Raw genomic sequence first — 25,116 nt, 5'->3', positions numbered from 1 at the left:
GGGTCAGGCCCCCAGGCTCTTCAGCCGGTCCAGCACCGCTTCCGGCGTCGGCCCCAGCAGCTCGGACGTGATCTCGCCGTCGCGCAGGAACACCACCCGGTCGGCGTAGGACGCCGCCACCGGGTCGTGGGTGACCATCACGACGGTCTGGCCCATCTCGCGGACCGAGGCGCGCAGGAAGCCGAGCACCTCGGCGCCCGCGCGCGAGTCCAGGTTGCCGGTCGGCTCGTCCGCGAAGATCACCTCGGGGCGGGCGACGAGCGCACGCGCGCACGCGACGCGCTGCTGCTGGCCGCCGGACAGCTCGCTCGGCCGGTGCCCGAGCCGGTCCCGCAGCCGCACCACGTCCACGACCTGGTCGAACCAGGCCCGGTCCGGCTTGCGGCCGGCCAGTTCCAGCGGCAGCAGGATGTTCTGCTCCGCGGTGAGCGTCGGCAGCAGGTTGAACGCCTGGAACACGAACCCGACGCGGTCGCGGCGCAGCATCGTCAACTGCCGGTCGCCCATCCCGGTGATCTCCGCGTCGCCCAGCACGATCCGCCCGGCGGTGACCGTGTCCAGCCCGGCCAGGCAGTGCATCAGCGTGGACTTCCCTGACCCGGACGGGCCCATGATCGCGGTGAACGCGCCGCGCGCGAACCCGACGCTGACATCGTGCAGCGCCCGCACGGCGGCGTCGCCCGACCCGTACACCTTGGACACCCCGGTGGCGGCGACCGCCGGCGGTGCCGCGGCATGGGGCGCTCCCCCGGACGGGCTGGTGAACGTGCTGGTCACGGCGACTCCTTCGTGGACGGATACGACCGTGATCAACGCTAGGAATCCGCGGTGCCGCTGCCATCGGCCGAGCGGCTCCGCTCCGTGTCAGCCTTCCGGCTGCTCCGGCGCGCGGCGTACGACCTGAGGCGTACACACCCGTCCGCCCTTCCGCCGACCCGCCGCAGGCGCCCGCCGCTCCCTCGCCGCCGCCTCGCCGCCGCCGATCCGTCGGCCCGCCCGCTTTGACCAGCGCATCCGGTAACCGGGGCGTCCCCGGAGCACGGCGCGACCGCGGACGCGAAGGCGCCGGAGGCCCCCGTGGGACCTCCGGCGCCTCGATGCCGGGCCGATGCGCGCCCGGCGCGGCCGATCAGCCGTTGTCGACGGACGCGCCGCCCTTGCAGCCCGCGCCCGCGATGCCGACGACGGCGACGGCGTTGCCGCACACGTTGATCGGGATCGAGATCGGAGCGTTGATCTGGTTGCCACCCAGGATGGAGAAGGCCCCACTGGTGTGGTTGCCGTTGAACTGGCCACCGTGGTGATGACCGTGGCCATGGCCGTGGTCCCAGCCCCCGGCGTACGCGGGGGCCGCGGCCAGAACCGAACCGGCGACCGCAAAACCGAGGATGCCGGTGGCGGCGAGCTTCTTGAACACGAGAGTCCTCCCGTACCGGGCCGAGGGCCCGAAGCGAATATTTCCGAAGCCGCCCTCAGAGGGCGTCGCGTACCGTAGTTACCCAGCTACTCTCCGGTAAACCAATAGAGCGGCCCAGCATGACGGCAAATAGTCGCCAACGAGTGATCGTGCTGTTACAAAGCGTAACCGTTTTGCCCGCATTCGCCGGACGTGTCGCGGAAGTGAGCACGGCCACCCGCGCGCCGTCGGCGGCTCCGGGTCACCGAGATGTGCCTCAGGCGCGGTTTCGCCGACGCTTCCATGGGCCGAACCGGCCCGCGATGCCGGTTTCACCACTCGGTGACCGGCCCCGGCGACGGCAGGGAGCGCCGGTCACCGGGAACGCGCCGGAGGTCCCGTGGGACCTCCGGCGCTTCGGTGCCGGGCCGTTGCGCGCCCGGCGCGGCCGATCAGCCGTTGTCGACGGACGCGCCGCCCTTGCAGTGGGCGGCCGCGATGCCGACGACGGCGCCGACGGCGTTGCCGCAGACGTCGATCGGGACCGAGATCGGGATGTTGACCTGGTTGCCGCCCAGGATGGAGAAGGCCCCATTGGTGTGGTTGCCGTTGAACTGGCCACCGTGGTGATGGCCGTGGCCGTGGCCATGACCGTGGTCGTGGTCCCAGCCGCCGGCGTACGCGGGCGCCGCGCCCAGGGCCGATCCGGCCACCGCGAACCCGAGGATGCCGGTGGCGACGAGCTTCTTGAACACGAGAGTCCTCCCGTACCGGGCCGACGGCCCGAAGCGAATGATTCCGAAGCCGCCCTCAGGGGGCGTCGCGTACGGTAGCTACCCCGCTACGTTCAGGTGCGGTCCTGCTGCGGCCCAGCAGGACGGCAATTGATCACCACAAGATGATCATGACTTACCAAGCGTCGCCGCTTTGACCGCTTTTCACCAGGCCTGTCTCGTAGGCGAAGACCACCGCCTGCACCCGGTCCCGGAGCCCGAGCTTCATCAGGATCCGGCCCATGTGCGTCTTCACCGTCGCCTCCGAGACGAACAGCCGGCCCGCGATCTCCGCGTTCGACATCCCGCGCGCCACCAGCCGCAGCACCTCGCCCTCCCGCTCGGTCAGGCTCTCCAGCGCGCCGCTCGCCTTCGCCTCGGTGTCGGGCAGGTGCAGCGCGAACCGGTCGAGCAGCCGCTTGGTGGTGCTCGGCGCCACCACCGCGTCCCCCGAGTGCACCGCCTTGATCGCCTCGATCAGCTGCGCCGGGCCGGCGTCCTTCAGCAGGAATCCGCCCGCGCCGGCCTTGATCGCCGCGAACGCGTACTCGTCCAGGTCGAACGTGGTCAGGATGATCACCTTCGGCGCGCCGTCCACGTCACCGCCGTCCCCGCCGCGACCGGACCCGGCCCACTCGCCCGACACCACCCGCCGCGTCGCCTCGATGCCATCCATCCGCGGCATCCGGACGTCCATCAGCACCACGTCGGCCGCCGTCGTCCGCAGCAGGTCCAGGGCCTGCTGCCCGTCCCCCGCCTCGCCCACCACCACGATGTCGGGCTGGGCGTCCAGCACCATCGTGAACCCGGCCCGCACCAGCTCCTGGTCGTCCACCAGCACGACCCGGATCGGCCCGGCGTCCAGTTCGTCGTCCAGCTCCATCACGTCGCTCCTCACAGCGGACTCGGTCCCGCGGCACGCCTGCCGCCCGCCCTCCACGTCCTACGCTCCCACCCGAACGCCGCCTTCCCCGCATCGCTCCACACGGTGCCGGTCAGGCTCCAGTCCAGCGCTCACGCCCCGCGCCACGGCTCACGCGGGCACGCCACCACTCACGCCGCCTCCCCCGTCGGGATCCGCGCGACCACCTCGAAGCCGCCGCCGGGACACGGCTGGGCGTGGACGCTCCCGCCGTACACCGCCGCGCGCTCCCGCATCCCCGCGAGCCCGTGGCCCCGCCCGTCGTCGACCGCCGCCGCGCCGCGCCCGTCGTCGTGCACCCGCACCTCGACCGCGTCCCCCGCGTACCGCAGCCGGACCGTCGCGGCGACGCGCGGACCGCCGTGCTTGAGGGTGTTGGTCAGTGCCTCCTGCACGATCCGGAACACCGTCAACTGCCGGCCCTCCGACATGTCCGGCGGCGAACCGGCGACCTCGTACGACACCGGCAGGCCCGACGAGCGCACCTGCTCGACCAGGTCGTCCAGCTGCGCGACGCCCGGTTGCGGCGCGTACGCCCCCGCGTCGTCGCTCTCCCGCAGCACCCCGAGCAGCCGCCGCATCTCCGCCAGCGCGTTGCGGCCCGTCTGCGAGATCGTCTCCAGCGCCTGCCGGGCCCGGCCCACGTCCGTGTCGATCGCGAACGACGCGCCGTCGGCCTGCACCACGATCACGCTGACGTTGTGCGCCACCACGTCGTGCAGCTCCCGCGCGATCCGGGCCCGTTCCGCCGCCATCGCCATCTTCACCTCGGCGTCACGCTCCTGCTCGAGCCGTGCCGCCCGCTCCTCCAGCGAGCTCAGGTACGCCCGGCGCGTCCGGATGTGCAGCCCGAGGATCCACACGCCCGCCACCAGCACCGACAGCATCAGCAGCGTCGACCGCTGGTCGCCGCGCCCGGACGCGTACCGCAGCGCCGCCATCACCGCACCCAGCTCGGCGATCAGCGCCGCCGCCAGCCCCCAGCGGAACGCGAAGTCCGCCGCGACGGTGTACAGGCCCATCAGGACGGCGATGTTCGCCGGGATCGGGACGATCCCGGCGACGCATTGGACGCAGCAGATCAGCGCCAGCACGGCGAAGACCGTCCGCGGGAACGTCCGCCGCATCACCAGCGGCGCGACGAGCCCGACCGTCAACGCCAGGTACTCGAGCCTCGGCACGGCCTGCGTGTCGCCCAGCCACGCGGGGAGGGAGAGCAGCACGACCGGGGTCGCGAAAAAGGCGTCGACCAGGGGTTTCCTGCCGCGCAGCCAGTCCCAGAACCTCCCGACCATGCGCACAGCGTATGTAGCGCCAGGTCGGACCGGGATCAGCCGCAGGTCGGACCGCCGTCCGCCGCAAGGATGGTCCGGGCGGGACCGTGCGGCGGCCGCCGCACGGTAACGTCACGGTCGTGGCGGCGTTGGTTACCGAGTGGCTGACATGGCGCACCGCGATGGAGCGGGCACTGTACGGGGAGGGCGGCTTCTACCGTCGGGGCGAGCGCCCCGCCGAGCATTTCCGCACCTCGGTGCACGCCTCACCGCGCTTCGCCGCCGCGATCGCCCGCCTCCTGGTCGACGTCGACACCGCCCTCGGCCACCCCGACCGGCTCGACCTGGTCGACATCGGCGCCGGCTCGGGCCGCCTGCTCGGCAACATCCTGGCCGGTCTCCCGTCCGGCATCACCTCCCGCCTCGCGCCCACCGCCGTGGAGATAGCACCACGCCCCTCCGACATCCCGGCGTCCGTCACCTGGCGCGCCGACCTCCCCGACCGCATCACCGGCCTCGCCGTGGCCAACGAGTGGCTCGACAACATCCCCCTCGACGTGGTCGAGCGCACCCCCGACGGCGTCCGCACCGTGCTGGTCGACCCGTCCAGCGGCGGCGAGCGCCCCGGCGGCGAGCCGTCCGCCGAGGACCGCGACTGGCTGGACCGCTGGTGGCCCCTCCGCGAGCCCGGGGACCGCGCCGAGATCGGCCATCCCCGCTGCAACGCGTGGGCCTCGGTGATCGGACGCCTCGACCGGGGCCTCGCGATCGCGGTCGACTACTCGCACGCCCGCGACTCGCGGCCCCCGTACGGCACCCTCACCGGCTACCGCGACGGCGCCACGGTCCCGGCCGTCCCGGACGGCTCGTGCGACGTGACGGCGCACGTGGCCCTGGACGCCTGCACCACCGCCGGCGAGCGGGCCGGCGCCACGTCCACGCTCCTCACCACCCAGCGCGCCGCCCTCCTCGCCCTCGGGTTGTCGGGCGCCCGGCCGCCCTTGGCGATGGCCCACACCGACCCGCGCGGGTACGTCGCCGCCCTGTGCCGCGCCGGCGAGGACGCGGAACTCCTCGACCCGTCCGGCCTGGGCGGTTTCGGGTGGCTCGCGCAGACCGTCGGCATCCCGCTGCCGCCGTCCCTGGCCGCGCCGCCGACCAACTGACCTGCGATCTCCCCTCCACCGGGCCGACCGATGTTCGACCACCCGCACGGTGGACGAGAGCGAATCCACTCCTACGAGTCCCTGAAGGCCGTCCAGGGCCGAGGGCGGTTCAGCACTCGACGTGCAGGGCCTGGAGGCCGCGCAGGACGAACCCGGGCTTCCACTCCGGCTCGGAGACCGCGCGGAGACCCGGGGCCAGCCGGAGCAGCGCCGACAGCGACTCGGCCAGCTCGATCCGGGCCAGTGGCGCGCCCAGGCAGTAGTGGATGCCGAGGCCGAACGTGATGTGCGGGTTCGGGTCCCGGGCGAGGTCGAGCCGGTCGGGGTCGGCGAAGACGGCCGGATCCCGGTTGGCGGAGGAGAACTGGAGCGCCACCTCGGCCCCGCGCGGGATGTCCACGCCCGCCACGGTGATGTCCTCCAGCACCCACCGCTCGAACATCGGCGCCGGAGTGTCGTACCGCAGCAGTTCCTCGACGGCCGTGGGGACGAGCGACCCGTCCCCGCGCAGCCGCTCCAGCTCGCCGGGGTTGCGGAACAGCGCCCACCAGCCGTTGCCGGTCGCGTTGACCGTGGCCTCGTGGCCCGCGTTGAGCAGCAGGACGCAGGTGCCGATCAGCTCGTCCTCGGTCAGCCGGTCCCCCTCGTCCACGACCTGGGCGAGCGCGCTGATCAGGTCGTCGCGCGGCTCCCGGCGCCGCGACCGGGCCAGGTCCCGCAGGTAGTCGGAGAACTCCACCGCGGCCCGGACGGCCGTCCGCTGCACCTCCTCCGGCGGGTTCAGCTCGTACATGCCGCAGATGTCGGCGGACCAGGGACGCAGCAGCGGCCGGTCCGCCACGGGCACGCCGAGCATCTCCGCGATCACGTTGACCGGCAGCGGCTCCGCGACCTCGGCGAGCAGGTCACCGCCGCCCTTGACGGCGAGCGTCCCGGCCAGTTCCCCGGCCAGCCTCCGGATCGTCGGCCGCAGCCCTTCGACCATCCGCGCGGTGAACGCCTTGGACACCAGCCGCCGCAGCCGCGTGTGGGTGGGCGGCTCGACGTCGAGCATCCCGGCCCGGATGAGGTCCCAGAACGGCTTGAGGAAATCCGGCTCCGACTCCTGCCCGAACTCCTCGTGCCCGGCCACATGCAGGTAGGAGCGACCGAGCCGCCGGTCGCGCAGCAGCGCGTCGACGTCCGCGTACCGGCTGATCACCCACTGCCCGGTCGGCTCGTGGAAGAACACCGGCCGTTCCTCCCGCAGCCGCGCGAACACCGGATACGGATCCGCCACGAATCCCGACGCCCACGGCTCATACCCCAAATCGCTCATCCACCGACAATACGACCAGCGCCCCCACCCCCAAGCGACCGCAAGCAGACCACGACGAGCCCAAGCGCCGACAAGCCCACCGCGAGCCAAGATCGGCCACGACGAACACAGCCGCGCCACAACAAACCCAGCAGGCGGCAAGCCCCGCAGGCCACAGAAAGCCCACGCGAGCCCAGGACGCGGGCGACCCGCCCACGCGCGAACCACGACGAGCCAGGGTCGGCCACGCGAACGCACGCCAGCCACGAAGAGCCCAAGCGCGCTGGCGAGCCCCCGGCGCGCCAAGCTGAACCCCCAGGCTGACCGCGATGAACGCAGGCGGGGCCGCAGCGGGCGCACACGGCCACGAAGAGCCCAAGCGGGCAGCAAACCCTCGGCGCGCCACGACGAGCCCAGGCGCGCCGCGACGAACGCATGCGGCCACGACGAACGCAGGCGGGGCCACAGCCGGCGCACGCGTGGCCTCGGGGAGCCCAAGCGGGTAGCAAGCCACCCGGCGCGCCACCCCGAGCCACGGCCGGCCACGGCAGACCCACGCGAACCACGGCGAGCAAGCCCACGCGGCCCAAAGTTGGCCACGGCGAACGCGAACGGATCACTGCGAGCCCAAGCGCGCGGCGCGGCGCGGCGCGCTACGCCGCGCGCACGCGGGTCGCGACGCAGGCGGGGCCACAGCTGGCGTACGTGGATCGGGGCGGGTGCACGTGGGCCGCGGGGAGCGCAAACAGACCTAGCGAGCGCAGGTGGGTCAGGGCGAGCGCAGGTGGGCGAGGCTCTCCGGGGTCAGGCGGCGGGCCAGCACGTCGAGGGCGTTCGTCACCTCGGCGAGGTGCTCGCTGCCTCCGAGGGCCGCGGTGAGGGCGGCGTCGATGGTGGTGGCGTGCACCTCGGCCACGCGCTCGGACACCTCGTCGGCCTTGCGGACCAGGGAGCGGCGGCGGTCGTCCGGGTCGGGGGCGGTCACCACCGACCCCGTCTTCCTGAGCCGCGCGACCGCCGTGGAGACCTGACTCTGCGGCAGCCCGGTCCGCTCGGCGATCTCCCCGATGGCACTGTCCGGATGGCCGACGATGTCGCTCAGCACGATCAGGACCGCCCGGGTCCCGCCCGCCGGACCGCCGCGCGGTGCGGGCATGGCCTCCTCGCCGATCTTCATCAGCGTCCGCCCCAGCAGGAACAGCTCGACTCCGTTCACGCCCCCAACTTACATCTGGACAGATATATCTATTTCGATGTATCTATAGAGATGTGTTCGCCGACCGCCGGTGAACCCGACCGATGCGGAGGACGACGGATGAACGCGACCAAGAGGGCGATGCTGCAGGTGCCCGGCGCCGAGGTGTACTACGAAGTCCGCGGGGACGGCCCGCTGATGGTCATCGGGCAGAGCGGCGAGGGGGACGCGCGCCGGACCGCCGACCTGGTCGACCGGCTCGCCGAGCACTACACGATGGTCACCTACGACCGCCGGGGCCTCTCCCGGACGCGGGTGGACGACCCCTCGGTCCCGGTCACGCCCGCCACGCACGCCGAGGACGTCCACCATCTGCTCTCCGCGCTGACCGACGAGCCCGCCCTCATGCTCGGTTGCAGCCTCGGCGCCCTGTACGGCCTGCACCTGGCCGCCGCTCACCCCGGCCGGCTCGCCGCCCTCATCGCCCACGACCCCGCGACCCCCGGCCTACTGCGGGACAGCGACCGGGCCGGCATCGAACGCCGGCTCGGCGAGATCGAGGCCGCCTACCGGGCGGACGGCTGGCGCGCCGCCGTGCCGCTGGCCGCCGCGCTCACCGGCCTCGACCCCGCCCGGATCGAGACCGAGGCCGGGGTCATCACGGCTCCGATGACCGAGGAGCGCGCCGCCAACTTCGGCTACTACCTGGCCAACGACATTCCGCAGTGCCGCGTGGACAGGCTGGGCGCCGCGGAGGTCCGCGCCGCCGCCGCGCACACCCGGATCATCCCCGCCGCCGGTAAGGACTCCAAGAACGCCTGGAACCACCAGTGCGCCGTGGAACTGGCAGCGTTGCTCGGGCGCCCGGTCGAGGAGTTCCCGGGCGGCCACAACGGCAACACCTCGTTCCCCACCGGCTTCGCCGCACGCGTCCACGAACTGTTCACGCTGACCTCCTGATCCGCCGACCGGCTCCGCCCTCCAGGCGCAGGGTCGCCCGTCCCCGTTGCTTCAAGGAGGACGACCGCCACCCATGCTCGACGGCGCCGAACGGACAGGAAAGGCGAACGTGATTCTGTGGATAACCGGTCAGCGCGCGGCCCAGTGGGCCGGGTCTCCCGCGGTGCTGCGGGCGGCCTGGGCGCGGCGCGCCTCCGACTCGACGATCGCCCGGGCCTCGCCGACCTCCCGGTCGGAGGCCGCCACCTGCACCGGTCCCGGCGGCGCGTCCACGTGGACGGTGGCCAGCCCGAAAACGCGCTGTACCGGGTTCACGGTAAGGCGGACGCTCTGCGCGCGCGCATGCGCGATCACGTCCGTACGGCGGCACGGCCAGCCGTGCCGGGCCACGAACACCACGTCGTCGGCCCCGGCCCCGTCCGCCCGGTCGATCGCGATCGCCTTCGACGAGGCGGGGACGAGCGGCACCGCGTCCACGTGCGTGCCGGGGAAGACCTGCGTGACGAGATGCATGGCGACGTGCCTCGGCGCGATCGGCAGCAGCGTCGAGGACAGCGCCTCCCGCTCCCCCGCGTAGCCGGCGACGGTCACCTCGACGCGGGCCCACCCGATCTTCCGCCAGATGGCGGGCTCGACGATGCTGACGGCTTGGATGCGGCCCGGCGGGAGCGTCTGCATCCGCGTCTCGAGCAGCCCGTACCGCAGCCGTATCCCGTCCGGTGACATCGCGACCGTGAAGTTGGCGTACATCACCAGCGGCGCGATGACGGCGCGGATGAGCCCCAGCACGAGGGGCAGCGTGACCGCCAGGATGCCGCCCTCGGCGTACACCACGAGGAAGACCAGGGTCGCGAAGAAGAGGATTCCCGTACCGAGCACGGGCAGGCGGAGGATCAGCGAGGCGAGGAGGTTCCCGAAGGGGACGCGCCACATGTGCCGTTCCGGCGCCTCCGGCGTGGTCCCGGGAAGGCCCGCCGCGCGCGCGAGGAGTTCGGCGCGCAACTGCTGGGCGGACTGGCGTCCGAGGTAGCGCAGCGCGATCTCGCTCTGCTCGCCGCCCGCGAGCTCCACCCGGACCTCCGCCAGGGAGAACACGCGCGTCACGAGCGGGCGGACGACGTCGATGGCCTGGATGCGGGAGAGCGGGATGCGGCGCTTGCCCTTGCGGATCAGGCCCGTCTCCACCACGAGGTCGTCACCGTCGATGCGGAAGCGCAGGGCGAGCCACGTCCACAGGCCGGAAACGGCAGCGATCACCATCATGGGGAAGGACACGGCGAAGAAGCGGGTCAGCACCGCGGGAGTCAGTTCCAGCGTGACGCCGCCGCTCGTCTGGGTCAGCAGCAGCGGGAAGCCGAGCAGGACGAAGTAGACGACGAGGAACACGAAGGCGCGCAGTGGTGCCGTCGCCCAGTGCAGCCGGTGCGTGCCCTCGGAGAACCGGACCGGCGGCGGAGGCGGCCGATATCCGGGCGGGGGTCCGTACGCTTGGGGCGGCCCGTAAGGCGGCCTGGGCTGACCGTACGGACCAGGAGGCGGCCCATACGGAGGACGGGGCGGCCCGTAAGGACCCGGCCGCTGCGGCCCATAAGGACCGGACGGCCCGTACGGGCGGCCATGACCGCCGGGAGGCGGGCCATAGGGGCCGTTCATAGGCCCATGCTCCGTGCCTCGCCCTTCTGGGCGAGACGATCGCGCAGATGTGCGGCTTCCATGGCGGGCAGGCCGGGAATGGCCGCGTCCGTCGCCGCGGCCGCGGTGTGCATGCGCACCGTGGCGATCCCCATCCACCGCTCAAGCAGGCCCGCGGTCACGTCCACGAACTGCATGCGGCCATACGGGACGACGATGAGCCGCTTGACGAACACGCCGTGGGTCACCACGAGGTCGTCCGCACGCTCGACGTAGCCGAAGGACCGGCGGTCGAGCTCCGCCATGACCCACGTGACGACGGTGACCAGCGCTACTGCGGCAAGCCACATGACGGCGGCCACCGCGCCCCCGTTGCGCCACACCAGGACCGCGCCCACGGCCCCGATGGGGACCGCCCACAGCACGGCGGTGAGCAGCCTGTGCGGTGCGTGCCGCGCGGAGATGGTCGACCACTGGAGGCCCCCGCCAGGGGCGAACGCCTCGTCGGCCCTGTACGTCGGAGGCACCGCGGCGGGCGCGCCCGGGTGCTGCGGCTGCTGCGGGCCGCCGCCGGGCGGCACCTGCCCGCCCGCGCCTGGCACGAAGTCGGGCCGGCCATGCGGCGGGCCCGCGGGGTCCTGCGGATTGCCGCCCTGTCCCGGCCCGGACGGCGCGGCAGGGTGCGCCGCGTCCTGGTATCCAGGTTGCGCGGCGGGCTCGTACGGCGGTTCGCCGTGGCTCGGGTTCATTGCCCCCTAGTCAACCGGATAACGGCCGCCGCCCGCCATGGGACCATGAAGCGGTGATCGGAGCGGCGGAGACGCGACCATGACCACCGAGCGGATCGTCGGGATCGGTGCGGGCGCCAAGGAGCTCGCCACCGAGGACATGACGTTGAACATCGGCCCCCAGCACCCGTCCACGCACGGGGTGCTGCGGCTGCGGCTGACCCTGGACGGGGAGCGCATCTCGGGGGCCGAGCCCATCATCGGCTACATGCACCGGGGCGCCGAGAAGCTGTTCGAGGTGCGGGACTTCCGGCAGATCATCGTGCTGGCCAACCGGCACGACTGGCTCTCGGCGTTCTCCAACGAGCTCGGCGTGGTGCTCGCGGTCGAGCGGATGCTCGGCATGGAGGTACCGGTCCGCGCGGTGTGGACGAGGACGCTGCTGGCCGAGCTCAACCGCGTCCTCAACCACCTCATGTTCCTGGGCTCGTACCCGCTGGAGGTCGGCGCGATCACACCGATCTTCTACGCTTTCCGTGAGCGCGAGACATTGCAGCGGGTGATGGAGGAGGTGTCCGGCGGCCGCATGCACTACATGTTCAACCGCGTCGGGGGGCTGAAGGAGGAACTCCCCGCCGGTTGGACGGCGCGCGCGCGGACCGCCGTTTCCGAGGTGCGCTCAAGGATGGGTGACATCGCGGACCTCATCATGGGCAACGAGATCTTCCGCGCGCGCACACGCGGCGTCGGGGTCCTCACGCAGGAGCAGATCCTGCAGTACGGCGTGTCGGGCCCCATCGCGCGGGCGTCCGGTCTCGATTTCGACCTGCGCCGGGACGAGCCGTACCTCGCCTACGGGGAGCTCGACGTGCCCGTGGTCACCCGGCAGGAGGGCGACTGCCTCGCCCGCTTCGAGTGCCTGCTGGACCAGGTGTACGCGTCACTGGACCTCGCCGACGCGTGCCTGGACCGGCTCGCCGAACTGCCGCCGGGGCCCGTCAACCAGCGGCTTCCGAAGGTCCTCAAGGTCCCCGAGGGGCACACCTACGCCTGGACCGAGAACCCGCTGGGCATCAACGGCTACTACCTGGTGTCGCGTGGCGAGAAGACGCCGTGGCGGATGAAGCTGCGGTCCGCGTCGTTCAACAACATCCAGGTGCTGGCCGAACTGCTGCCCGGCAACCTGGTCGCCGACATGATCGCGATCCTCGGCTCGATGTTCTTCGTCGTCGGCGACATCGACAAGTAGCGGCCGACAAGTAGCGGCGCCCCCGCCGGGGACGGCTGCGGCGGCTCACGCCCTGAAGGCGTTCCTGTCTCGTTCCTCCTCGTCGGGGCCCTTGGGCACACGGCACGCGTACTCCAGGAAGAACGCCGCGCCCACCAGCACCACTGCCGCCAGGAACGTGCCCACGCTGACGAAGAAGTCGTGGCGCGGAGTCGACTTGTCCAGCGAGTCCGCCAGGCTGCCGGCGAACCCGCCGAAGACGCCGGCGATGATCGCGGCCGTGTGCGCGCTGGCCTTGCCCAGGGCCGCCATGCGCGCGACCACGAGGGGCTCCACCGGTTTGGTGTTCGGCTTTCGGCGGATCCGGCGCAGCAGGTTGTAGCCGGTGAAGGCCTCGCCGAGCGCCAGCAGCAGCAGCGTCGGCACCGCCGTCCACGGCAGCGGCGGCAGCGACACGTACGCGGAACGCAGCACCGCCCAGGTGATCAGCCCGACGACGATCACCAGGGCGACGAGGAACAGCGGGCGGGAGGGTCTCATGCAGGCTGCTGCAGGGTCAGGTCGTCCCGGCGGCGAACGGCCGACGGGCCCCCTTCCGCCTGCTTCGCCTCGGCCAGGTCGCCGACGCGGCCGTGCCCCGGCAGGAGCACGTCCGGCTCGATGTCGGCCCACGGCACGAGCACGAACGCCCGCTCGTGCGCGCGCGGGTGCGGGAGGGTCAGGTCGGGGTTGTCGGACGAGATGTCACCGAACACCACGATGTCGATGTCGAGCGTGCGCGGCCCCCAGCGGACCTCGCGGACGCGGCGCAGGGAGTTCTCGATGTTGAGCACCCGTTCGAGAAGGTTCTCCGGCGCCAGCCTGGTGTCGGCCACCACGACGATGTTCAGGTAGTCGCCCTGTTCGGGCAAAGTCTCCCCGGGCGGAGCGAACGGGGCCGTCTCGTAGACCGGGGAGCAGGCAACGAACTCCAGGCCGGGGGCGTCGAACAGCGCGTCGACCGCCTCCTGGAGGTTGTCCAGGCGATCGCCGAGGTTGCTGCCGAGCGAGAACACGACGCGGTGCGCGACCAGCATGTGGCCGCCGGTCGCGGTGCGGTCGGGCATGCGGTCTGACGCTGTCATGGGCGACTCCTCCTGATCTTCACGGCGACGTCCGTGAAGGGATGCGGCACCGGGGCGCTCGGCTTGTGGACGGTGACCTCAGCCTCCACCACCGCCGGGTCCTCCAGACATATCTTCGCGAGCCGGTCGGCCAGCGTTTCGATCAGGTCGACGGGTTCGCCCTCGACGGCCGCGACCAGCCGGCCGGCCAGCGTGCCGTAGTCGACGGTACGCGACAGGTCGTCGGTCTCCGCCGCGGGGCGGGTGTCGAGGCCGAGCGACACGTCGACCACGAACTCCTGCCCGAGTTCACGCTCCGCGGGCAGGACGCCGTGCCGCCCTCGGGCCCGCAGGCCGCGCAGTTCTATGCGGTCCGGTTCCATGCGGTCCAGGCTCATTCTTCCTCTGCATCCGCGGGGTTGAGGACGGGCGAGCCGTGGTGCAGCAGGAGCCTCCACTGCCCGTCGACGCGGACGAACAGCTTCGTGGCCACGATGCTTCCTCCCGCGAGGAAGCCGGCCTCGGTGTCCTCGTCCGCGGTGAGGACGTTCTCCTTGCAGGTGACCACCGCGTGATCGCCGTAGACGTCCGTCTCGACGTCGGTCAGCACGAACTGGATGTAGGTGGTGTTGGCCATGATGAGCGCCCACGAGCGGAGGACCTCCTCGCGCCCGCGCAGCATGGTCCAGCCGGGATGCACGCAGGAGACGCCCGCCGCGTAGGGGCCCTCCGCCCACACGTCGGACATGCGGTCGAAGTCCCCCGCTTCGAAGGCGGCGTAGAACTCGGCGTGGACCTCTTCCAGGTCGGCGCGGTTCACTGCACGGCTCATCGCTGGTCGCCTCCGGGGTGCATGGGACGGGCGGCCTCGATCGCGGCCGCCACGCGTACGGCGTCCACGTTCGGACGTACCCGGTGCACGCGGACGCACCACGCACCGGCGGTCGCGGCGAGGGCCGTGACGGCGACGGTGGCGTCGTCGCACTCCGCGAACGGGCGGCGCGTCCCGTCCGGCTCGGCCAGCAGGGTCGTGAAGAAACTCTTGCGGGAGGCGCCCACGAGAAGGGGGTAGCCGGTGCCGATGAACTCGTCCAGGTGGGCCAGCAGGGCCCAGTTGTGACCGGCGGTCGGGCTCTTGGCGAATCCCAGCCCGGGGTCGAGGACGACCATCGACGGGTCGACGCCCTCCCGCAGGACCGCATCGACGCGGTGCAGCAGTTCCTCGCGCACCTCACGGACCACGTCGGCGTAGACGGACCGGGTCTGCATGTCGTGGCTGTGGCCGCGCCAATGCATCACCACGTAGGGCACGTTGGCCGCGGCCACCACACGGGGCATGTCCGGATCGGCCAGGCCGCCGCTCACGTCGTTCACGAGACGGGCACCCACGGCGACGGCGGCCTCCGCCACCTCCGCGCGCATGGTGTCGACGCTGACCGGGACGTTCTCCTCCGTGAGCGCCCTGATGACGGGCACCACGCGGCGGAGTTCCTCGTCCAGCGACACCCGCTGCGCTCCAGGGCGCGTGGACTCGCCGCCCACGTCGACGATGTCGGCGCCCTCGGCGACGAGGTCCAGGCCGTGCTTGACGGCCTTCTCCGGGTCGAACCAGTTCCCCCCGTCGGAGAACGAGTCCGGGGTGACGTTGACCACGCCCATGACGAGGCATCGGCCCGGCTGGGGCAGCCCCGGAACGGCGGCACTGGTCATGCACCAACCCTATGCCTTGCCCGCACCCCTTGAGATCGTGCCCCGGGCCGCTCTAGCCCCGTCGTAGACCTGCTCTAGGCGGCTCGGCGCGGATCCGTCCTGCTCGCCGAAGCCGTCCGTCGGCCGCTCGACCGGCGGCCGCGTCTCGGAGGGGCGCTCACGTCCCGCCCGTCCGCCGCCGCCCACCCATCACATGCCGAACGGGCCTCAGCGCGACGCTGAGGCCCGTTCGGACGTTCCGGGGAATCGAGATGCGGGCGAGGGTCAGGGGCGGCCCAGGATCAGGCTCATCGCCTCGCTGCGGGTCTCCGCATGATCGCGGAAGTCCCCGCGCACCGCCGAGGTCACCGTCTTGGCGCCCGGCTTGCGCACCCCCCGCATGGTCATGCACAGGTGCTCGGCCTCGATCACGACGATCGCGCCGCGCGGCTCCAGCACCCGCATCAGCGCGTCCGCCACCTGGCTCGTCAGCCGCTCCTGCACCTGCGGGCGACGCGCGTACACGTCGACCAGCCGGGCCAGCTTCGACAGGCCGGTGATCTGCCCCTTCTTGTTGGGCGTGTACCCGACGTGAGCCACCCCGTGAAACGGCACCAGGTGGTGCTCGCACACGCTGTACACCTCGATGTCCTTCACCAGGACCATTTCCTCATGGTCGGCGTCGAACACCGTCGTCAGCGCGTCCTCGGGCCGCTGGCGCAGGCCGGCGAACTGCTCGGCGTACGCACGGGCGACCCGCGCCGGGGTGTCGCGGAGCCCGTCGCGTTCGGGGTCCTCCCCGATCGCAAACAGGATCTCGCGCACCGCCTTCTCGATCCGCGCGTGGTCGAACCCCGGAGGGTCCTCCTGCACGGGCGCTTCGTCGTAGGGGATGGCCAAGGCGGTCAGCTTTCGCCCGGGGCCGGGTCGGCGGACTCGGAGGTGACGCCGCCGCCCTGGCCGTTGTTCTTGGTCAGGTCGGTCACGTCCTGCGGGCCCAGCAGAGCCAGTTCCTTGGGCGTGAGCACCGGCGGGCGGTCCGACGGGAGGCGCTTGCCGTAGCCGGTGTAGGAGTTCTGGTGCGGCCGCTTCTGGATCGGAGCGAAGATCCGCAGCACCTGCTCCTTGGAGAGGGTCTCCTTCTCCATGAGGTTGACCACCAGGTCGTCCAGGACGTCCCGGTACTCCATGAGGATCTCCCACGCGGTGTCGTGGGCGGCCTCGATGTAGCGGCGCACCTCGTCGTCGATCGCCGACGCGATGTCCTCGGAGTAGTCCCGCTCGTGGCCCATGTCGCGGCCGAGGAAGACCTCACCCTGCCCGGTGCCGAACTTGCGGGCGCCGAGGCGCTCGCTCATGCCGTACTCGGTCACCATGTTGCGGGCGATGGAGCTGGCCTTCTCGATGTCGTTGGCCGCGCCCGTGGTCGGCTCGTGGAAGACCAGTTCCTCCGCGGTCCGCCCGCCCAGCAGCATGGCCAGCTGGTCGGTCATCTCCGAGCGCGTGGTGAGGAACTTGTCCTCCATCGGCAGGGTCATGGTGTACCCCAGCGCGCGCCCGCGCGGGAGGATCGTCACCTTGTGCACGGGGTCGGAGTTCGGCAGCGCGTGCGCCACCAGCGCGTGCCCGCCCTCGTGGTAGGCGATGATCTTCTTTTCCTTCTCCGACATCACCCGGGTCTTGCGCTCCGGCCCGGCCATGACGCGGTCGATGGACTCCTCGAGGGTGTCCATGTCGATCAGCTTGCGGTCGAAGCGCGCGGTCAGCAGCGCCGCCTCGTTGATCACGTTCGCGAGGTCCGCGCCGGTGAACCCGGGGGTGCGGCGCGCGATGACGTCCAGGTCGACGTCCGGGGCGAACGGCTTGCCGCGGCCGTGCACCCGCAGGATGCCCTTGCGGCCCTCCAGGTCGGGACGGTCCACGGTGACCTGCCGGTCGAACCGACCGGGACGCAGCAGCGCCGGGTCAAGGATGTCGGGGCGGTTGGTCGCCGCGATCAGGATCACGCCGCCCTTGACGTCGAAGCCGTCCATCTCCACGAGCAGCTGGTTCAGCGTCTGCTCGCGCTCGTCGTGGCCGCCGCCGAGGCCCGCGCCGCGGTGCCGGCCGACGGCGTCGATCTCGTCGATGAAGATGATCGAGGGGGCGTTGGTCTTGGCCTGCTCGAACAGGTCGCGCACCCGGGAGGCGCCGACACCGACGAACATCTCGACGAAGTCGGAACCGGAGATCGAGTAGAACGGCACGCCCGCCTCGCCGGCCACCGCGCGCGCGAGGAGCGTCTTACCGGTGCCGGGCGGGCCGTACAGCAGCACGCCCTTGGGGATCTTCGCGCCGATCGACTGGAACTTCGCCGGGTTCTGCAGGAAGTCCTTGATCTCTTCCAGCTCCTCCAGGGCCTCGTCGGCCCCGGCCACGTCGGCGAAGGTGGTCTTCGGGGTGTCCTTGGTGATGAGCTTCGCCTTGGACTTGCCGAAGTTCATCACCCGCGAGCCGCCGCCCTGCATCTGGTTCATGATGAACAGGAAGATCAGCACGATGACCACGATGGGCAGCAGGCTGAACAGCAGGTTCAGGAAGAAGCTCTGCTTGGGGACATCAACGTTGTAGCCGCCGGGCAGCTTGCCCGCGTCGGCCTGCTTCTGCAACTGGTTCTGCAACTGCAGGCCCTGGCCGTCGACCCACGAGGCCTGCTGCTGCTTGCCGTTCTTGAGCGTGACCTCGATCCGCTGGTCCTTGTCCACGATCTTCGCGGACTTCACCTGTCCAGCATCGATCTCCTGGACCACCCTGGAGGTGTCGGTCTTCTCGAACGAACGGCCGGGGTTGACGCCCCACATCACCAGGGCGACCAAAAGGCCGAACAGCAGGATCCACAGCAGCGGCCCGCGAAAATAGCGCTTCACGTCCATTTATCCGGTTACCCCTACGGGGCCCGTCCCTCCTGACCAACGTCTGTGTGCGATCCTCGCCCGTCCCGGGGGGCGGACGCCACTGCGACCAACAAGGCCCGTCGCCCGGGGCTCCGGACCCACCGAGGCGGTCTCCCTCACATGGCTCCCTGACCCGAGGGCCCGGGATAGTGACGGTACACCGCAGGGCACAGGAGACGCAGCCAGCGGCGATCTCCTGATCCTCTTCATATACCCGTCAACGACCTTTGCAACGATCCGTCACGGCCCCTTGTTCCCTGGGGGCTCCCACGGAACGACCGTAGGTGGCGCACGGACGGGTTCAGGAGCCTCCTCCGCCGTACACGTGGGGCGCCAGAGTCCCCACGAAGGGCAGGTTCCGGTACTTCTCCGCGTAGTCGAGCCCGTACCCGATGACGAACTCGTTGGGGATGTCGAACCCGATGTACCTGACGTCGAGGTCGGTCTTCACCGCCTCGGGCTTGCGCAGCAGCGCGCAGATCTCCAGGGACGCCGGGCCGCGCGAGCGCAGGTTGCTGACGAGCCACGACAGCGTCAGGCCCGAGTCGACGATGTCCTCCACGATGAGCACGTGGCGGTCGATGATGTCGGTGTCCAGGTCCTTGAGGATGCGGACCACGCCCGACGACTTGGTGCCCGACCCGTAGGACGAGACGGCCATCCAGTCCATCGAGGCCGGCGTGTGCAGCGCGCGCGCCAGGTCCGCCATGATCATGACGGCGCCCTTCAGGACGCCGACGAGGAGCAGGTCCCTGCCCTCGTAGTCGGCGTCGATCTGCGCGGCGAGCTCGCGCACCTTCGCCTGAAGGTCGGCCTCGGGGATCAGCACCTTCGCCAGGTCGTTGCCCAGGTCCTTCTCGTCCACAACCCCACCCTCATCGTTGTGACTCTTCGCCCGCCGCACGGAGCGGACGCCTTGCGCGACGGGCACACCGTGTGACGAGTCGCACACGACATGGCGTCAAACCGGGCCGAACAGCAGCCTCCCATACCGCCGGAACGCTCGGAGACCCCCGGGCAGGTCGACCTGCCGCTGGCCGTGCCAGGCCGTGACCAGCCGATCCACTGCATCGACATGGACGGCCGCGAGCGTACCCGGTGGGCTGCCCGCTTTCACCGCGGCCATCCGCAAGACGCGGGTTCGGACGGCTCTGTGCAGTTCTTCGAGACCGTCCACACGGATCGCGACGGTGTGGCCTTCTGCGGAGTGTTCGAACGCGTCGTCGAGGAGTTCGTCGTAAGCGCGCGCGGCGAGACCGTCCAGAGCGTCGGCATCATCGCGCAGCATCCGGGCCGTTCGCGCCAGCGCCTCGGCCACGCCCGGCCCGATCGTCTCCTCCAGCACCGGCAGAGCCCGGTGCCTTACGCGCACGCGCGTGTAGGCAGGGTCGTCGTTGTGAGGGTCGTCCCAGGGCTCCAGCCCCATCGCCAGGCAGGCCCTACGCATAGTCGCCCGGTCGAGTTCCAGCAGGGGGCGGAGATAAAGAACATGGCCCCGAGCGGTCGGACGCTTGAGGGCCGGGGGCATCCCCGCCAGGGAGCGCGCTCCCGAACCACGCGCCAGCCCCAGCAGCACGGTCTCCGCCTGATCGTCGCGGGTATGGCCCAGAAGGACCGCCGCCACGCCCAGCCGATCAGCGGCGCGGTCCAACGCCGCGTAGCGGGCGTTGCGGGCAGCGTTCTCCATGCCGCCCTCACCGTCCACGGTGACCGCCACCGACCCGGCAGGGTCCAACCCAAGGTCGGCGAGCGTACGGACGACCGCGTCCGCGCGCGCGCCCGATCCGTCCTGCAGGCCGTGGTCGATCGTGATGCCGCCCGCTTGGAGCCCCGCCCTGGGCGCCTCGAAGGCAAGGGCTCCCGCGAGCGCCAAGGAATCGGCGCCGCCACTGCACGCCACGAGCGTCATCGCTCCGGCGGGCAGATCGGCCAGGACGCGCCGCACCGCCAGCCGCACCGCCGCCACCGCCGGATCAGGCCCCATGGGAAACGTCTACCACCGGACGGTGCGGCATGGCGGAAGCGGTCTCCGCTCTCCTCGCGGTGGCTAGGCGCGCATGTCCTGGAATGGCGTCACGCCTCGCTGGCCTCCGGCGGGGCCACGTCGATGGCGCGCGGGCCGATGACCCGGCTCATCCACTGGGCCGGCTCCTTGATCTCGTCGTGCGAGGGGAGGGTCTCCGGGGACTGCCAGATCTGGTTGAACCCGGTCATGCCCGCCTCCGCGACGACCCGCCGGACGAACCGCGAGCCCTCCGCGTACTGCTTCATCTTGAGGTCGATGCCGAGCAGGCGGCGGATCGTCTTGTCCAGCTTGGATCCGCCGTCGCGGCGTCCCTGGAACCGGGAGCGGATCTGCTCCACCGAGGGCACGACCTCGGGACCGACCGCGTCCATGACGTAGTCGCCGTGCCCCTCGACCAGGGTCATCACCGCGGTGAGCCGGTCCAGGATCTTGCGCTGCTCGGGGGTCTGGATCGCGTCGATGAGGTTCGCGTCCCCGCCGCGCATCGCATCGGCGACGGCCTCCGCGGCGTCCCGGATGCGGTCCAGCATCACACCGGGGTCCAGGTCGGACGCCAGCAGGAACTGGGTCATCTGGTCCTGCACGTACTCGCGCAGCCACGGGACGCCGGTGAATTGGGCGCGGTGCGTCTCCTCGTGCAGGCACACCCATAGCCGGAAGTCGCGCGTGTGGACGCCGAGCTCCTGCTCCACATGGACGATGTTGGGCGCCACCAGGGTGAGGCGTCCGGTCGGAGCCTGCCCGGACGGGTCCGGCGGCAAGAACAGCTCGTACTGGCCCAGCACACGGCTGGCCATGTAGGCGAGGATCGCGCCCACCTGCATTCCGGTCACGCGCGAACCGACCGCCTGCACGACCACATTGCCGGCGCCGCCCAGCGGGCCGGGGCCGCGGCGCTCGGACATCTGCTCCATGAGCGGTTCCAGCACCACCCGGAAGCCGTCCACGTTGGCGCGGATCCATCCGGGCCTGTCCACGACCGTCGCCGGCGCCGGATCGAGCTCGGAGGCCATGCCGGTGAAGTCCCGCACGTGCCCGTGCGCGTCCCTCGACAGCTCGCGCAGCTCCGCCACGACCGCACGGGCCTCCTCGTGGCTGACCTGCGGTCCTGGACGTACCAGACGGGTCCCCGCCTGCACCGCGACGTTCCAGTCGATCATTGAGGCGCTCATGTGCTCCACCGTACTTTTCGGACACGGCGCCTGGGCGCCCCTGCACGATCGTTCAACGAACAACCGTTCTGGTTATCTCCCGTACGGCCCCGCCCACACTCCGGCGGGCGCCCGCAGGTGCGGACGATCAGCGGCCGCAGGCCGCCGTGCCTCAGCAGCCGCAGGTGGCGACGGCGGCCGCGAGCTGGTCGAGCTTGCCCGGGTCCACCGGCCCCTTCCCGTCCCCCGCCATGAACGCGAACGTCAGCAGCCGCCCGTCGGCGTCGTAGGTGAGCCCGGCCAGGGTGCTGACCCCGGCCAGCGTTCCCGTCTTCGCGCGCACGACGCCCGCAGCGGCCTGGCTGGTGGCGATCGTGTAACGCGGCGGCCTCAAGGTGCCCGAGAACCCCGCTATGGGCAGGCCGGTGATGACCGAACGCAGCTGCGGGTGCGCGGGGTTCGCCGCAAGGGCGATGATGCGGGCGAGCGCGAGCGGCGTGATGCGGTTCCGCGGCGACAGGCCGCTGCCGTCGTTGACCGACACCCCCTGCGTGACACCGAGCTTCGCAAGCGTCTGCCGCACCGCCTGCGCCCCGTCCACGAACGTGGCCGGACGCCCGAGCTTCATGGCCACCTGCCGGGCCACCGCCTCGGCCACGTCGTTGTCGCTCTCGGTCAGCAGATGCTCGATCAGCGCGGACAGCGGCGGGGACTGGACCGCGCCCAGGCGCGCCGCCCCCTTCTGCGCGACGGTCCTGCGCCCCGCCTTTGCCGCCACCCCGTTTCTGGCCAGGAGGCTCGCGAAGATGCTCGCGGCCGCTGCCGGCGGGTCCGAGACCCGCGCGCGCTTGGTCGGATCCGCTGGGGAGACACGTCCCTCGTCCACGGTCAGGGCGGTGACCGGCGCCAACTCGCCTTCAGGCAGATAGTTCGGCTTCCACCCGGCCGCTGTCCGCGGCCCCTGGTACGCCGAGGCGTCGTAGTCCACGCGCACCCGCGTCACACCGGACGCCTTGAGCGCGGTGGCGGTCTGCTTCGCGAGATCCAGCAGCGATGCGTACGGCGGGTGGCCCTCGTCCGCGCGCGCGGGAAGGGCCGTCAAGGTAGGGTCCCCGCCTCCCACGAGGACGATCCCGCCACCGGTACCGCGCACGACCTGAGTGGTGATCCGGTGGGAGGGACCGACAGTGGCCAGTGCGGCGACGGTCGTCGCCAGCTTGGTCGTGGAGGCGGGCGTGGCGGGCTGGTCCGCGCGCTGCGCGAACAGCGCACGGCCGGTCTCCGCGTCCACGACCACGGCGTTGATCTTCGCCTTCGGACCGCCGATGAGCGCCGCCAGCCGGCCCGACAGGGCTTGGGGGTTCGGCGCGCGCCCCCCGGCGGGATCGGCGACGGGGATCCGGGCCGACGACCGCACCAGATCGCGCGCCGCCACGCCCGGCGGCTGCGGGGACAGGTGCCGGGCCGGTGTGAGTTTCACCACTGCCAGCCCCGCGCCGACGATGAAAACGTTAAGGAGGGACAGCGACAGTACGGCAAGGGCACGACCGCGTGCAGGCACGTGACCGCCCCTCTCCCACTCAGCACTCACCAACGTGCGACATCCTTATATAAGGGAACTCACCCCTGTGGGGGTCGGCCTCGCCCGCACAGACCCCCGAAAGACTATTCACTGCGACCGCGCAGGGAGCGGAGGACATCTTGGATTTCGACGTCACCATTGAGATCCCGAAGGGCCAGCGGAACAAGTACGAGGTGGACCACGAGACCGGCCGCATCCGGCTCGACCGCATGCTGTTCACCTCGACGCAGTACCCCGCCGACTACGGGTTCATCGAGAACACGCTGGGCGAGGACGGCGACCCTCTGGACGCGCTGGTGCTGCTCCAGGAGCCGACGTTCCCAGGGTGCCTCATCCGCTGCCGCGCGGTGGGGATGTTCCGGATGACGGACGAGGCCGGTGGTGACGACAAGGTCCTGTGCGTCCCCGCGACGGACCCGCGCATGGAGCACCTGCGCGACATCCACCACGTCCCCGAGTTCGACCGGCTCGAGATCCAGCACTTCTTCGAGGTCTACAAGGACCTGGAGCCCGGCAAGTCCGTCGAGGGCGCCAGCTGGGTGGGGCGCGTCGAGGCGGAGGCCGAGATCGAGCGGTCCCGCAAGCGCGAGGCCGACAGGGGCGGTCACTGACCCGCGCCCGGGCACTCCCGGTCCCCTACGCGGGCCGGATCCGGAAGGCGCGCCACGGCGTAGATCCGCTCCCCGCCGTACGCGCGTCAGGATTCGCGTAGAACCCTTCCGTACGGGAGACCGTACGGAAGGGTTCTCGCTTCCGCACGGAGAGCGTCCGCGACGGCGCGGGCCATGCGCGCTCACCTGCCCGTGCCATGCGACGCCACGTTCAGCCCGCAGGACGCGTGGCTCCGATCAGATCGCTCCGGTGGATGCTGGAGATGCGCACGCGCGCGCCCGTGTAGGGCGCCTCCACCATTCGCCCGCCGCCGATGTAGACGCCCACGTGGTGGATGGTGCCGGGGTTCGAGGTGTCGGTGGCGAAGAACACCAGATCGCCCGGGCGGAGCCTGCCGACGGGGACGTGCGGTCCCGACGTCCACTGGGTGCCCGTCCAGTGGTCGAGCCGGACGCCCGCCTTGCTCCACGCGTACATGGCCAGGCCCGAGCAGTCGAAGCCGAGAGTGCCGGCGCCCTGGTCGACTCCCAGGCTGGGGCCTTCGTACGTGCCTCCGCCCCAGGAGTAGGGGGTGCCGAGCCATTCGAGCGCCGCTCGCGCCACGGTCACACCGCGTCGGACGACGTTCGCCGTTTCCAGGCCGGCCCGCGCCTTGCGGGCCGCGCGTGCTTCGAGCGCCCGTTCCCGTTCGCGCGCGAGCCGCTCCGCGCGCGCTTGGGCCGCACCGAGCCGCTTCTCCAGCCCGCGCTTGCGGTCGGCGATCCGCCGGATGGACGCCTGCTGTGCCGCGACCGCCGCCTGAGCCCGCCCCTTCGCGTCTTCCGCGCTCCTGGTCGCGGCCGTCTGCTCTTGAAGCGCGGTCTGGGCCTGCCTGCGGAACACGTCGGCGACGGTCTTGGCCGCCTCGACCCGGCGGACCATCGCGGTCCGCTGCTCGGCCAGGACGTCCACCATCCCCGCCCGGTCCATGAAGCCCTGCGGGCCGCCCCTCCCGGAGATTGCGGAGGAGACGCGGTCGTAGCCGGTGTTGTCCTGGTACACGCGCGCGGCGAACGACGCCAGCTGGTCCTGGGCCTCGCCCACCCTGCGGGCCGCCTCGGTCAGCCGCTGCTGTGTGTCGCGGTAGGCCTGCTGGGACCGTTCCAGTTTGAGCCGCTCCCCGTTGTAACGTTCCACCGCCGTCTCGGCCGCCGCGTTCAGCCCGTCCAGCTCACCGTCCGCCTGCGCGAGTTCGGCCTTCGTCCGGCCGATGGCCGCGGCACGGTCCCTCACCAGCTGCCGGCTCTTCTCGACGTCGCGCGCGCTCGGAACGGGCTTGCCCGCGACACGGGGCGCGGTACGGGCCGACACCGGCGGGACCAGCCAGCTCATGCCGACCGCCATCCCGGCGGAGAACACCATCAGGCGGAGGGTCGTGTTCCTGGCGGAGGTCGCCGTTCCGCGACGGCG

At 71.6% G+C, this 25,116-nt stretch carries 25 protein-coding genes; 4 read left to right on the top strand and 21 right to left on the bottom strand.

Features of this window, described 5'->3' with window-relative positions; translation table 11 throughout:
- Positions 1 to 3: 3 nt before the first annotated feature.
- From J4557_RS11395 to J4557_RS11375, 5 genes are all read right to left on the bottom strand, one after another.
- The gene (locus J4557_RS11395) at positions 4 to 777 is read right to left on the bottom strand and encodes an ABC transporter ATP-binding protein (RefSeq protein WP_208266444.1); all 774 of its coding nucleotides are present in this window, start codon (positions 775 to 777) and stop codon (positions 4 to 6) included.
- 352 nt (positions 778 to 1,129) lie between these two features.
- Complete coding sequence (locus tag J4557_RS11390) at positions 1,130 to 1,417, bottom strand: chaplin family protein (protein WP_208266443.1); 288 nt, start codon at positions 1,415 to 1,417, stop codon at positions 1,130 to 1,132.
- 431 nt (positions 1,418 to 1,848) lie between these two features.
- Complete coding sequence (locus J4557_RS11385) at positions 1,849 to 2,151, bottom strand: chaplin family protein (protein ID WP_208266442.1); 303 nt, start codon at positions 2,149 to 2,151, stop codon at positions 1,849 to 1,851.
- Positions 2,152 to 2,305: 154 nt separating this feature from the next.
- Entirely contained in the window at positions 2,306 to 3,052 is a 747-nt protein-coding gene (locus J4557_RS11380; RefSeq protein WP_208266441.1) for a response regulator, read from the bottom strand.
- Positions 3,053 to 3,222: 170 nt separating this feature from the next.
- Positions 3,223 to 4,386 (bottom strand): sensor histidine kinase, encoded by a 1,164-nt coding sequence (locus J4557_RS11375; RefSeq protein ID WP_208266440.1) that lies wholly within the window; start codon positions 4,384 to 4,386, stop codon positions 3,223 to 3,225.
- A gap of 119 nt (positions 4,387 to 4,505) precedes the next feature.
- On the opposite strand from J4557_RS11375, the gene J4557_RS11370 reads away from it, so the two are divergent.
- Entirely contained in the window at positions 4,506 to 5,531 is a 1,026-nt protein-coding gene (locus tag J4557_RS11370; RefSeq protein WP_307799658.1) for an SAM-dependent methyltransferase, read from the top strand.
- Positions 5,532 to 5,640: 109 nt separating this feature from the next.
- Here the strand turns inward: J4557_RS11370 and J4557_RS11365 are convergent, their stop codons facing one another.
- Positions 5,641 to 6,849 carry a cytochrome P450 gene (locus J4557_RS11365; RefSeq protein ID WP_208266439.1) on the bottom strand — a complete coding sequence of 403 codons (1,209 nt, stop codon included), beginning with the start codon at positions 6,847 to 6,849 and terminating at the stop codon, positions 5,641 to 5,643.
- A 748-nt stretch (positions 6,850 to 7,597) separates the two neighbouring features.
- Positions 7,598 to 8,044 (bottom strand): MarR family transcriptional regulator, encoded by a 447-nt coding sequence (locus J4557_RS11360; protein WP_208266438.1) that lies wholly within the window; start codon positions 8,042 to 8,044, stop codon positions 7,598 to 7,600.
- Between the two features lie 99 nt (positions 8,045 to 8,143).
- On the opposite strand from J4557_RS11360, the gene J4557_RS11355 reads away from it, so the two are divergent.
- The gene (locus tag J4557_RS11355) at positions 8,144 to 8,983 is read left to right on the top strand and encodes an alpha/beta fold hydrolase (RefSeq protein ID WP_208266437.1); all 840 of its coding nucleotides are present in this window, start codon (positions 8,144 to 8,146) and stop codon (positions 8,981 to 8,983) included.
- A 129-nt stretch (positions 8,984 to 9,112) separates the two neighbouring features.
- Here the strand turns inward: J4557_RS11355 and J4557_RS11350 are convergent, their stop codons facing one another.
- Positions 9,113 to 10,369, bottom strand: coding sequence for a PH domain-containing protein (locus tag J4557_RS11350; protein ID WP_307799655.1), 1,257 nt, complete (start codon positions 10,367 to 10,369; stop codon positions 9,113 to 9,115).
- 263 nt (positions 10,370 to 10,632) lie between these two features.
- A complete protein-coding gene (locus J4557_RS50845; protein WP_208266435.1) occupies positions 10,633 to 11,364 on the bottom strand; it encodes a PH domain-containing protein in 732 nt (243 codons plus the stop codon).
- A 79-nt stretch (positions 11,365 to 11,443) separates the two neighbouring features.
- Here J4557_RS50845 and J4557_RS11340 point away from each other — a divergent pair, with 79 nt between their 5' ends.
- Positions 11,444 to 12,592 (top strand): NADH-quinone oxidoreductase subunit D, encoded by a 1,149-nt coding sequence (locus J4557_RS11340; protein ID WP_208266434.1) that lies wholly within the window; start codon positions 11,444 to 11,446, stop codon positions 12,590 to 12,592.
- A 45-nt stretch (positions 12,593 to 12,637) separates the two neighbouring features.
- Here the strand turns inward: J4557_RS11340 and J4557_RS11335 are convergent, their stop codons facing one another.
- The 11 genes from J4557_RS11335 to dacB all read right to left on the bottom strand — a co-directional run bounded on the left by J4557_RS11335 (position 12,638) and on the right by dacB (position 23,034).
- Positions 12,638 to 13,111, bottom strand: coding sequence for a DUF3180 domain-containing protein (locus J4557_RS11335; RefSeq protein ID WP_208266433.1), 474 nt, complete (start codon positions 13,109 to 13,111; stop codon positions 12,638 to 12,640).
- Complete coding sequence (folK, locus tag J4557_RS11330) at positions 13,108 to 13,695, bottom strand: 2-amino-4-hydroxy-6-hydroxymethyldihydropteridine diphosphokinase (RefSeq protein WP_208266432.1); 588 nt, start codon at positions 13,693 to 13,695, stop codon at positions 13,108 to 13,110. Before folK ends, J4557_RS11335 begins: the two co-directional genes overlap by 4 nt.
- Positions 13,692 to 14,057, bottom strand: a complete 366-nt coding sequence (gene folB, locus J4557_RS11325; protein ID WP_208266431.1) for a dihydroneopterin aldolase — start codon at positions 14,055 to 14,057, stop codon at positions 13,692 to 13,694. Before folB ends, folK begins: the two co-directional genes overlap by 4 nt.
- 11 nt (positions 14,058 to 14,068) lie before the next feature.
- Positions 14,069 to 14,506, bottom strand: a complete 438-nt coding sequence (locus tag J4557_RS11320; RefSeq protein WP_208266430.1) for a nuclear transport factor 2 family protein — start codon at positions 14,504 to 14,506, stop codon at positions 14,069 to 14,071.
- Positions 14,503 to 15,384 carry a dihydropteroate synthase gene (gene folP, locus J4557_RS11315; protein WP_243775571.1) on the bottom strand — a complete coding sequence of 294 codons (882 nt, stop codon included), beginning with the start codon at positions 15,382 to 15,384 and terminating at the stop codon, positions 14,503 to 14,505. The genes J4557_RS11320 and folP overlap by 4 nt, the downstream gene beginning before the upstream one ends.
- A 264-nt stretch (positions 15,385 to 15,648) precedes the next feature.
- On the bottom strand, positions 15,649 to 16,263 hold the full coding sequence (gene folE / locus J4557_RS11310) for a GTP cyclohydrolase I FolE (RefSeq protein ID WP_208266429.1): 615 nt from the start codon (positions 16,261 to 16,263) through the stop codon (positions 15,649 to 15,651).
- Positions 16,264 to 16,268: 5 nt separating this feature from the next.
- Positions 16,269 to 18,275 (bottom strand): ATP-dependent zinc metalloprotease FtsH, encoded by a 2,007-nt coding sequence (gene ftsH, locus J4557_RS11305; protein ID WP_208266428.1) that lies wholly within the window; start codon positions 18,273 to 18,275, stop codon positions 16,269 to 16,271.
- Between the two features lie 322 nt (positions 18,276 to 18,597).
- Positions 18,598 to 19,161, bottom strand: a complete 564-nt coding sequence (gene hpt, locus J4557_RS11300; protein WP_208266427.1) for a hypoxanthine phosphoribosyltransferase — start codon at positions 19,159 to 19,161, stop codon at positions 18,598 to 18,600.
- Positions 19,162 to 19,257: 96 nt separating this feature from the next.
- Entirely contained in the window at positions 19,258 to 20,280 is a 1,023-nt protein-coding gene (tilS, locus tag J4557_RS11295) for a tRNA lysidine(34) synthetase TilS (protein WP_208266426.1), read from the bottom strand.
- A gap of 89 nt (positions 20,281 to 20,369) precedes the next feature.
- Positions 20,370 to 21,482 carry an Rv3626c family coenzyme F420 biosynthesis-associated protein gene (locus J4557_RS11290; RefSeq protein WP_208266509.1) on the bottom strand — a complete coding sequence of 371 codons (1,113 nt, stop codon included), beginning with the start codon at positions 21,480 to 21,482 and terminating at the stop codon, positions 20,370 to 20,372.
- Between the two features lie 163 nt (positions 21,483 to 21,645).
- Entirely contained in the window at positions 21,646 to 23,034 is a 1,389-nt protein-coding gene (gene dacB, locus J4557_RS11285; RefSeq protein WP_307799653.1) for a D-alanyl-D-alanine carboxypeptidase/D-alanyl-D-alanine endopeptidase, read from the bottom strand.
- A gap of 140 nt (positions 23,035 to 23,174) precedes the next feature.
- On the opposite strand from dacB, the gene J4557_RS11280 reads away from it, so the two are divergent.
- Positions 23,175 to 23,666: an inorganic diphosphatase gene (locus tag J4557_RS11280; RefSeq protein ID WP_208266425.1), complete on the top strand. Its 492-nt coding sequence runs from the start codon at positions 23,175 to 23,177 to the stop codon at positions 23,664 to 23,666.
- Between the two features lie 211 nt (positions 23,667 to 23,877).
- Here the strand turns inward: J4557_RS11280 and J4557_RS11275 are convergent, their stop codons facing one another.
- Positions 23,878 to 25,068 carry a C40 family peptidase gene (locus J4557_RS11275; RefSeq protein WP_243775570.1) on the bottom strand — a complete coding sequence of 397 codons (1,191 nt, stop codon included), beginning with the start codon at positions 25,066 to 25,068 and terminating at the stop codon, positions 23,878 to 23,880.
- Positions 25,069 to 25,116: the final 48 nt, after the last annotated feature.

Source organism: Actinomadura nitritigenes, from assembly GCF_017573545.1.
Lineage (GTDB): Bacteria > Actinomycetota > Actinomycetes > Streptosporangiales > Streptosporangiaceae > Spirillospora > Spirillospora nitritigenes.
This window is presented reverse-complemented; position numbering and strand designations above follow the sequence as displayed.

What these genes read in the sequence shown, in the direction of transcription:
- J4557_RS11380 (WP_208266441.1), bottom strand. Translation starts at nt 3,052, where the DNA reads ATGGAGCTGGACGACGAACTGGACGCCGGGCCGATCCGGGTCGTGCTG.
- J4557_RS11375 (WP_208266440.1), bottom strand. Translation starts at nt 4,386, where the DNA reads ATGGTCGGGAGGTTCTGGGACTGGCTGCGCGGCAGGAAACCCCTGGTC.
- J4557_RS11365 (WP_208266439.1), bottom strand. Translation starts at nt 6,849, where the DNA reads ATGAGCGATTTGGGGTATGAGCCGTGGGCGTCGGGATTCGTGGCGGAT.
- J4557_RS11355 (WP_208266437.1), top strand. Translation starts at nt 8,144, where the DNA reads ATGAACGCGACCAAGAGGGCGATGCTGCAGGTGCCCGGCGCCGAGGTG.
- J4557_RS50845 (WP_208266435.1), bottom strand. Translation starts at nt 11,364, where the DNA reads ATGAACCCGAGCCACGGCGAACCGCCGTACGAGCCCGCCGCGCAACCT.
- J4557_RS11340 (WP_208266434.1), top strand. Translation starts at nt 11,444, where the DNA reads ATGACCACCGAGCGGATCGTCGGGATCGGTGCGGGCGCCAAGGAGCTC.
- J4557_RS11335 (WP_208266433.1), bottom strand. Translation starts at nt 13,111, where the DNA reads ATGAGACCCTCCCGCCCGCTGTTCCTCGTCGCCCTGGTGATCGTCGTC.
- folK (WP_208266432.1), bottom strand. Translation starts at nt 13,695, where the DNA reads ATGACAGCGTCAGACCGCATGCCCGACCGCACCGCGACCGGCGGCCAC.
- folB (WP_208266431.1), bottom strand. Translation starts at nt 14,057, where the DNA reads ATGGAACCGGACCGCATAGAACTGCGCGGCCTGCGGGCCCGAGGGCGG.
- J4557_RS11320 (WP_208266430.1), bottom strand. Translation starts at nt 14,506, where the DNA reads ATGAGCCGTGCAGTGAACCGCGCCGACCTGGAAGAGGTCCACGCCGAG.
- folP (WP_243775571.1), bottom strand. Translation starts at nt 15,384, where the DNA reads ATGACCAGTGCCGCCGTTCCGGGGCTGCCCCAGCCGGGCCGATGCCTC.
- ftsH (WP_208266428.1), bottom strand. Translation starts at nt 18,275, where the DNA reads ATGGACGTGAAGCGCTATTTTCGCGGGCCGCTGCTGTGGATCCTGCTG.
- tilS (WP_208266426.1), bottom strand. Translation starts at nt 20,280, where the DNA reads ATGGGGCCTGATCCGGCGGTGGCGGCGGTGCGGCTGGCGGTGCGGCGC.
- J4557_RS11290 (WP_208266509.1), bottom strand. Translation starts at nt 21,482, where the DNA reads ATGATCGACTGGAACGTCGCGGTGCAGGCGGGGACCCGTCTGGTACGT.
- J4557_RS11275 (WP_243775570.1), bottom strand. Translation starts at nt 25,068, where the DNA reads ATGGTGTTCTCCGCCGGGATGGCGGTCGGCATGAGCTGGCTGGTCCCG.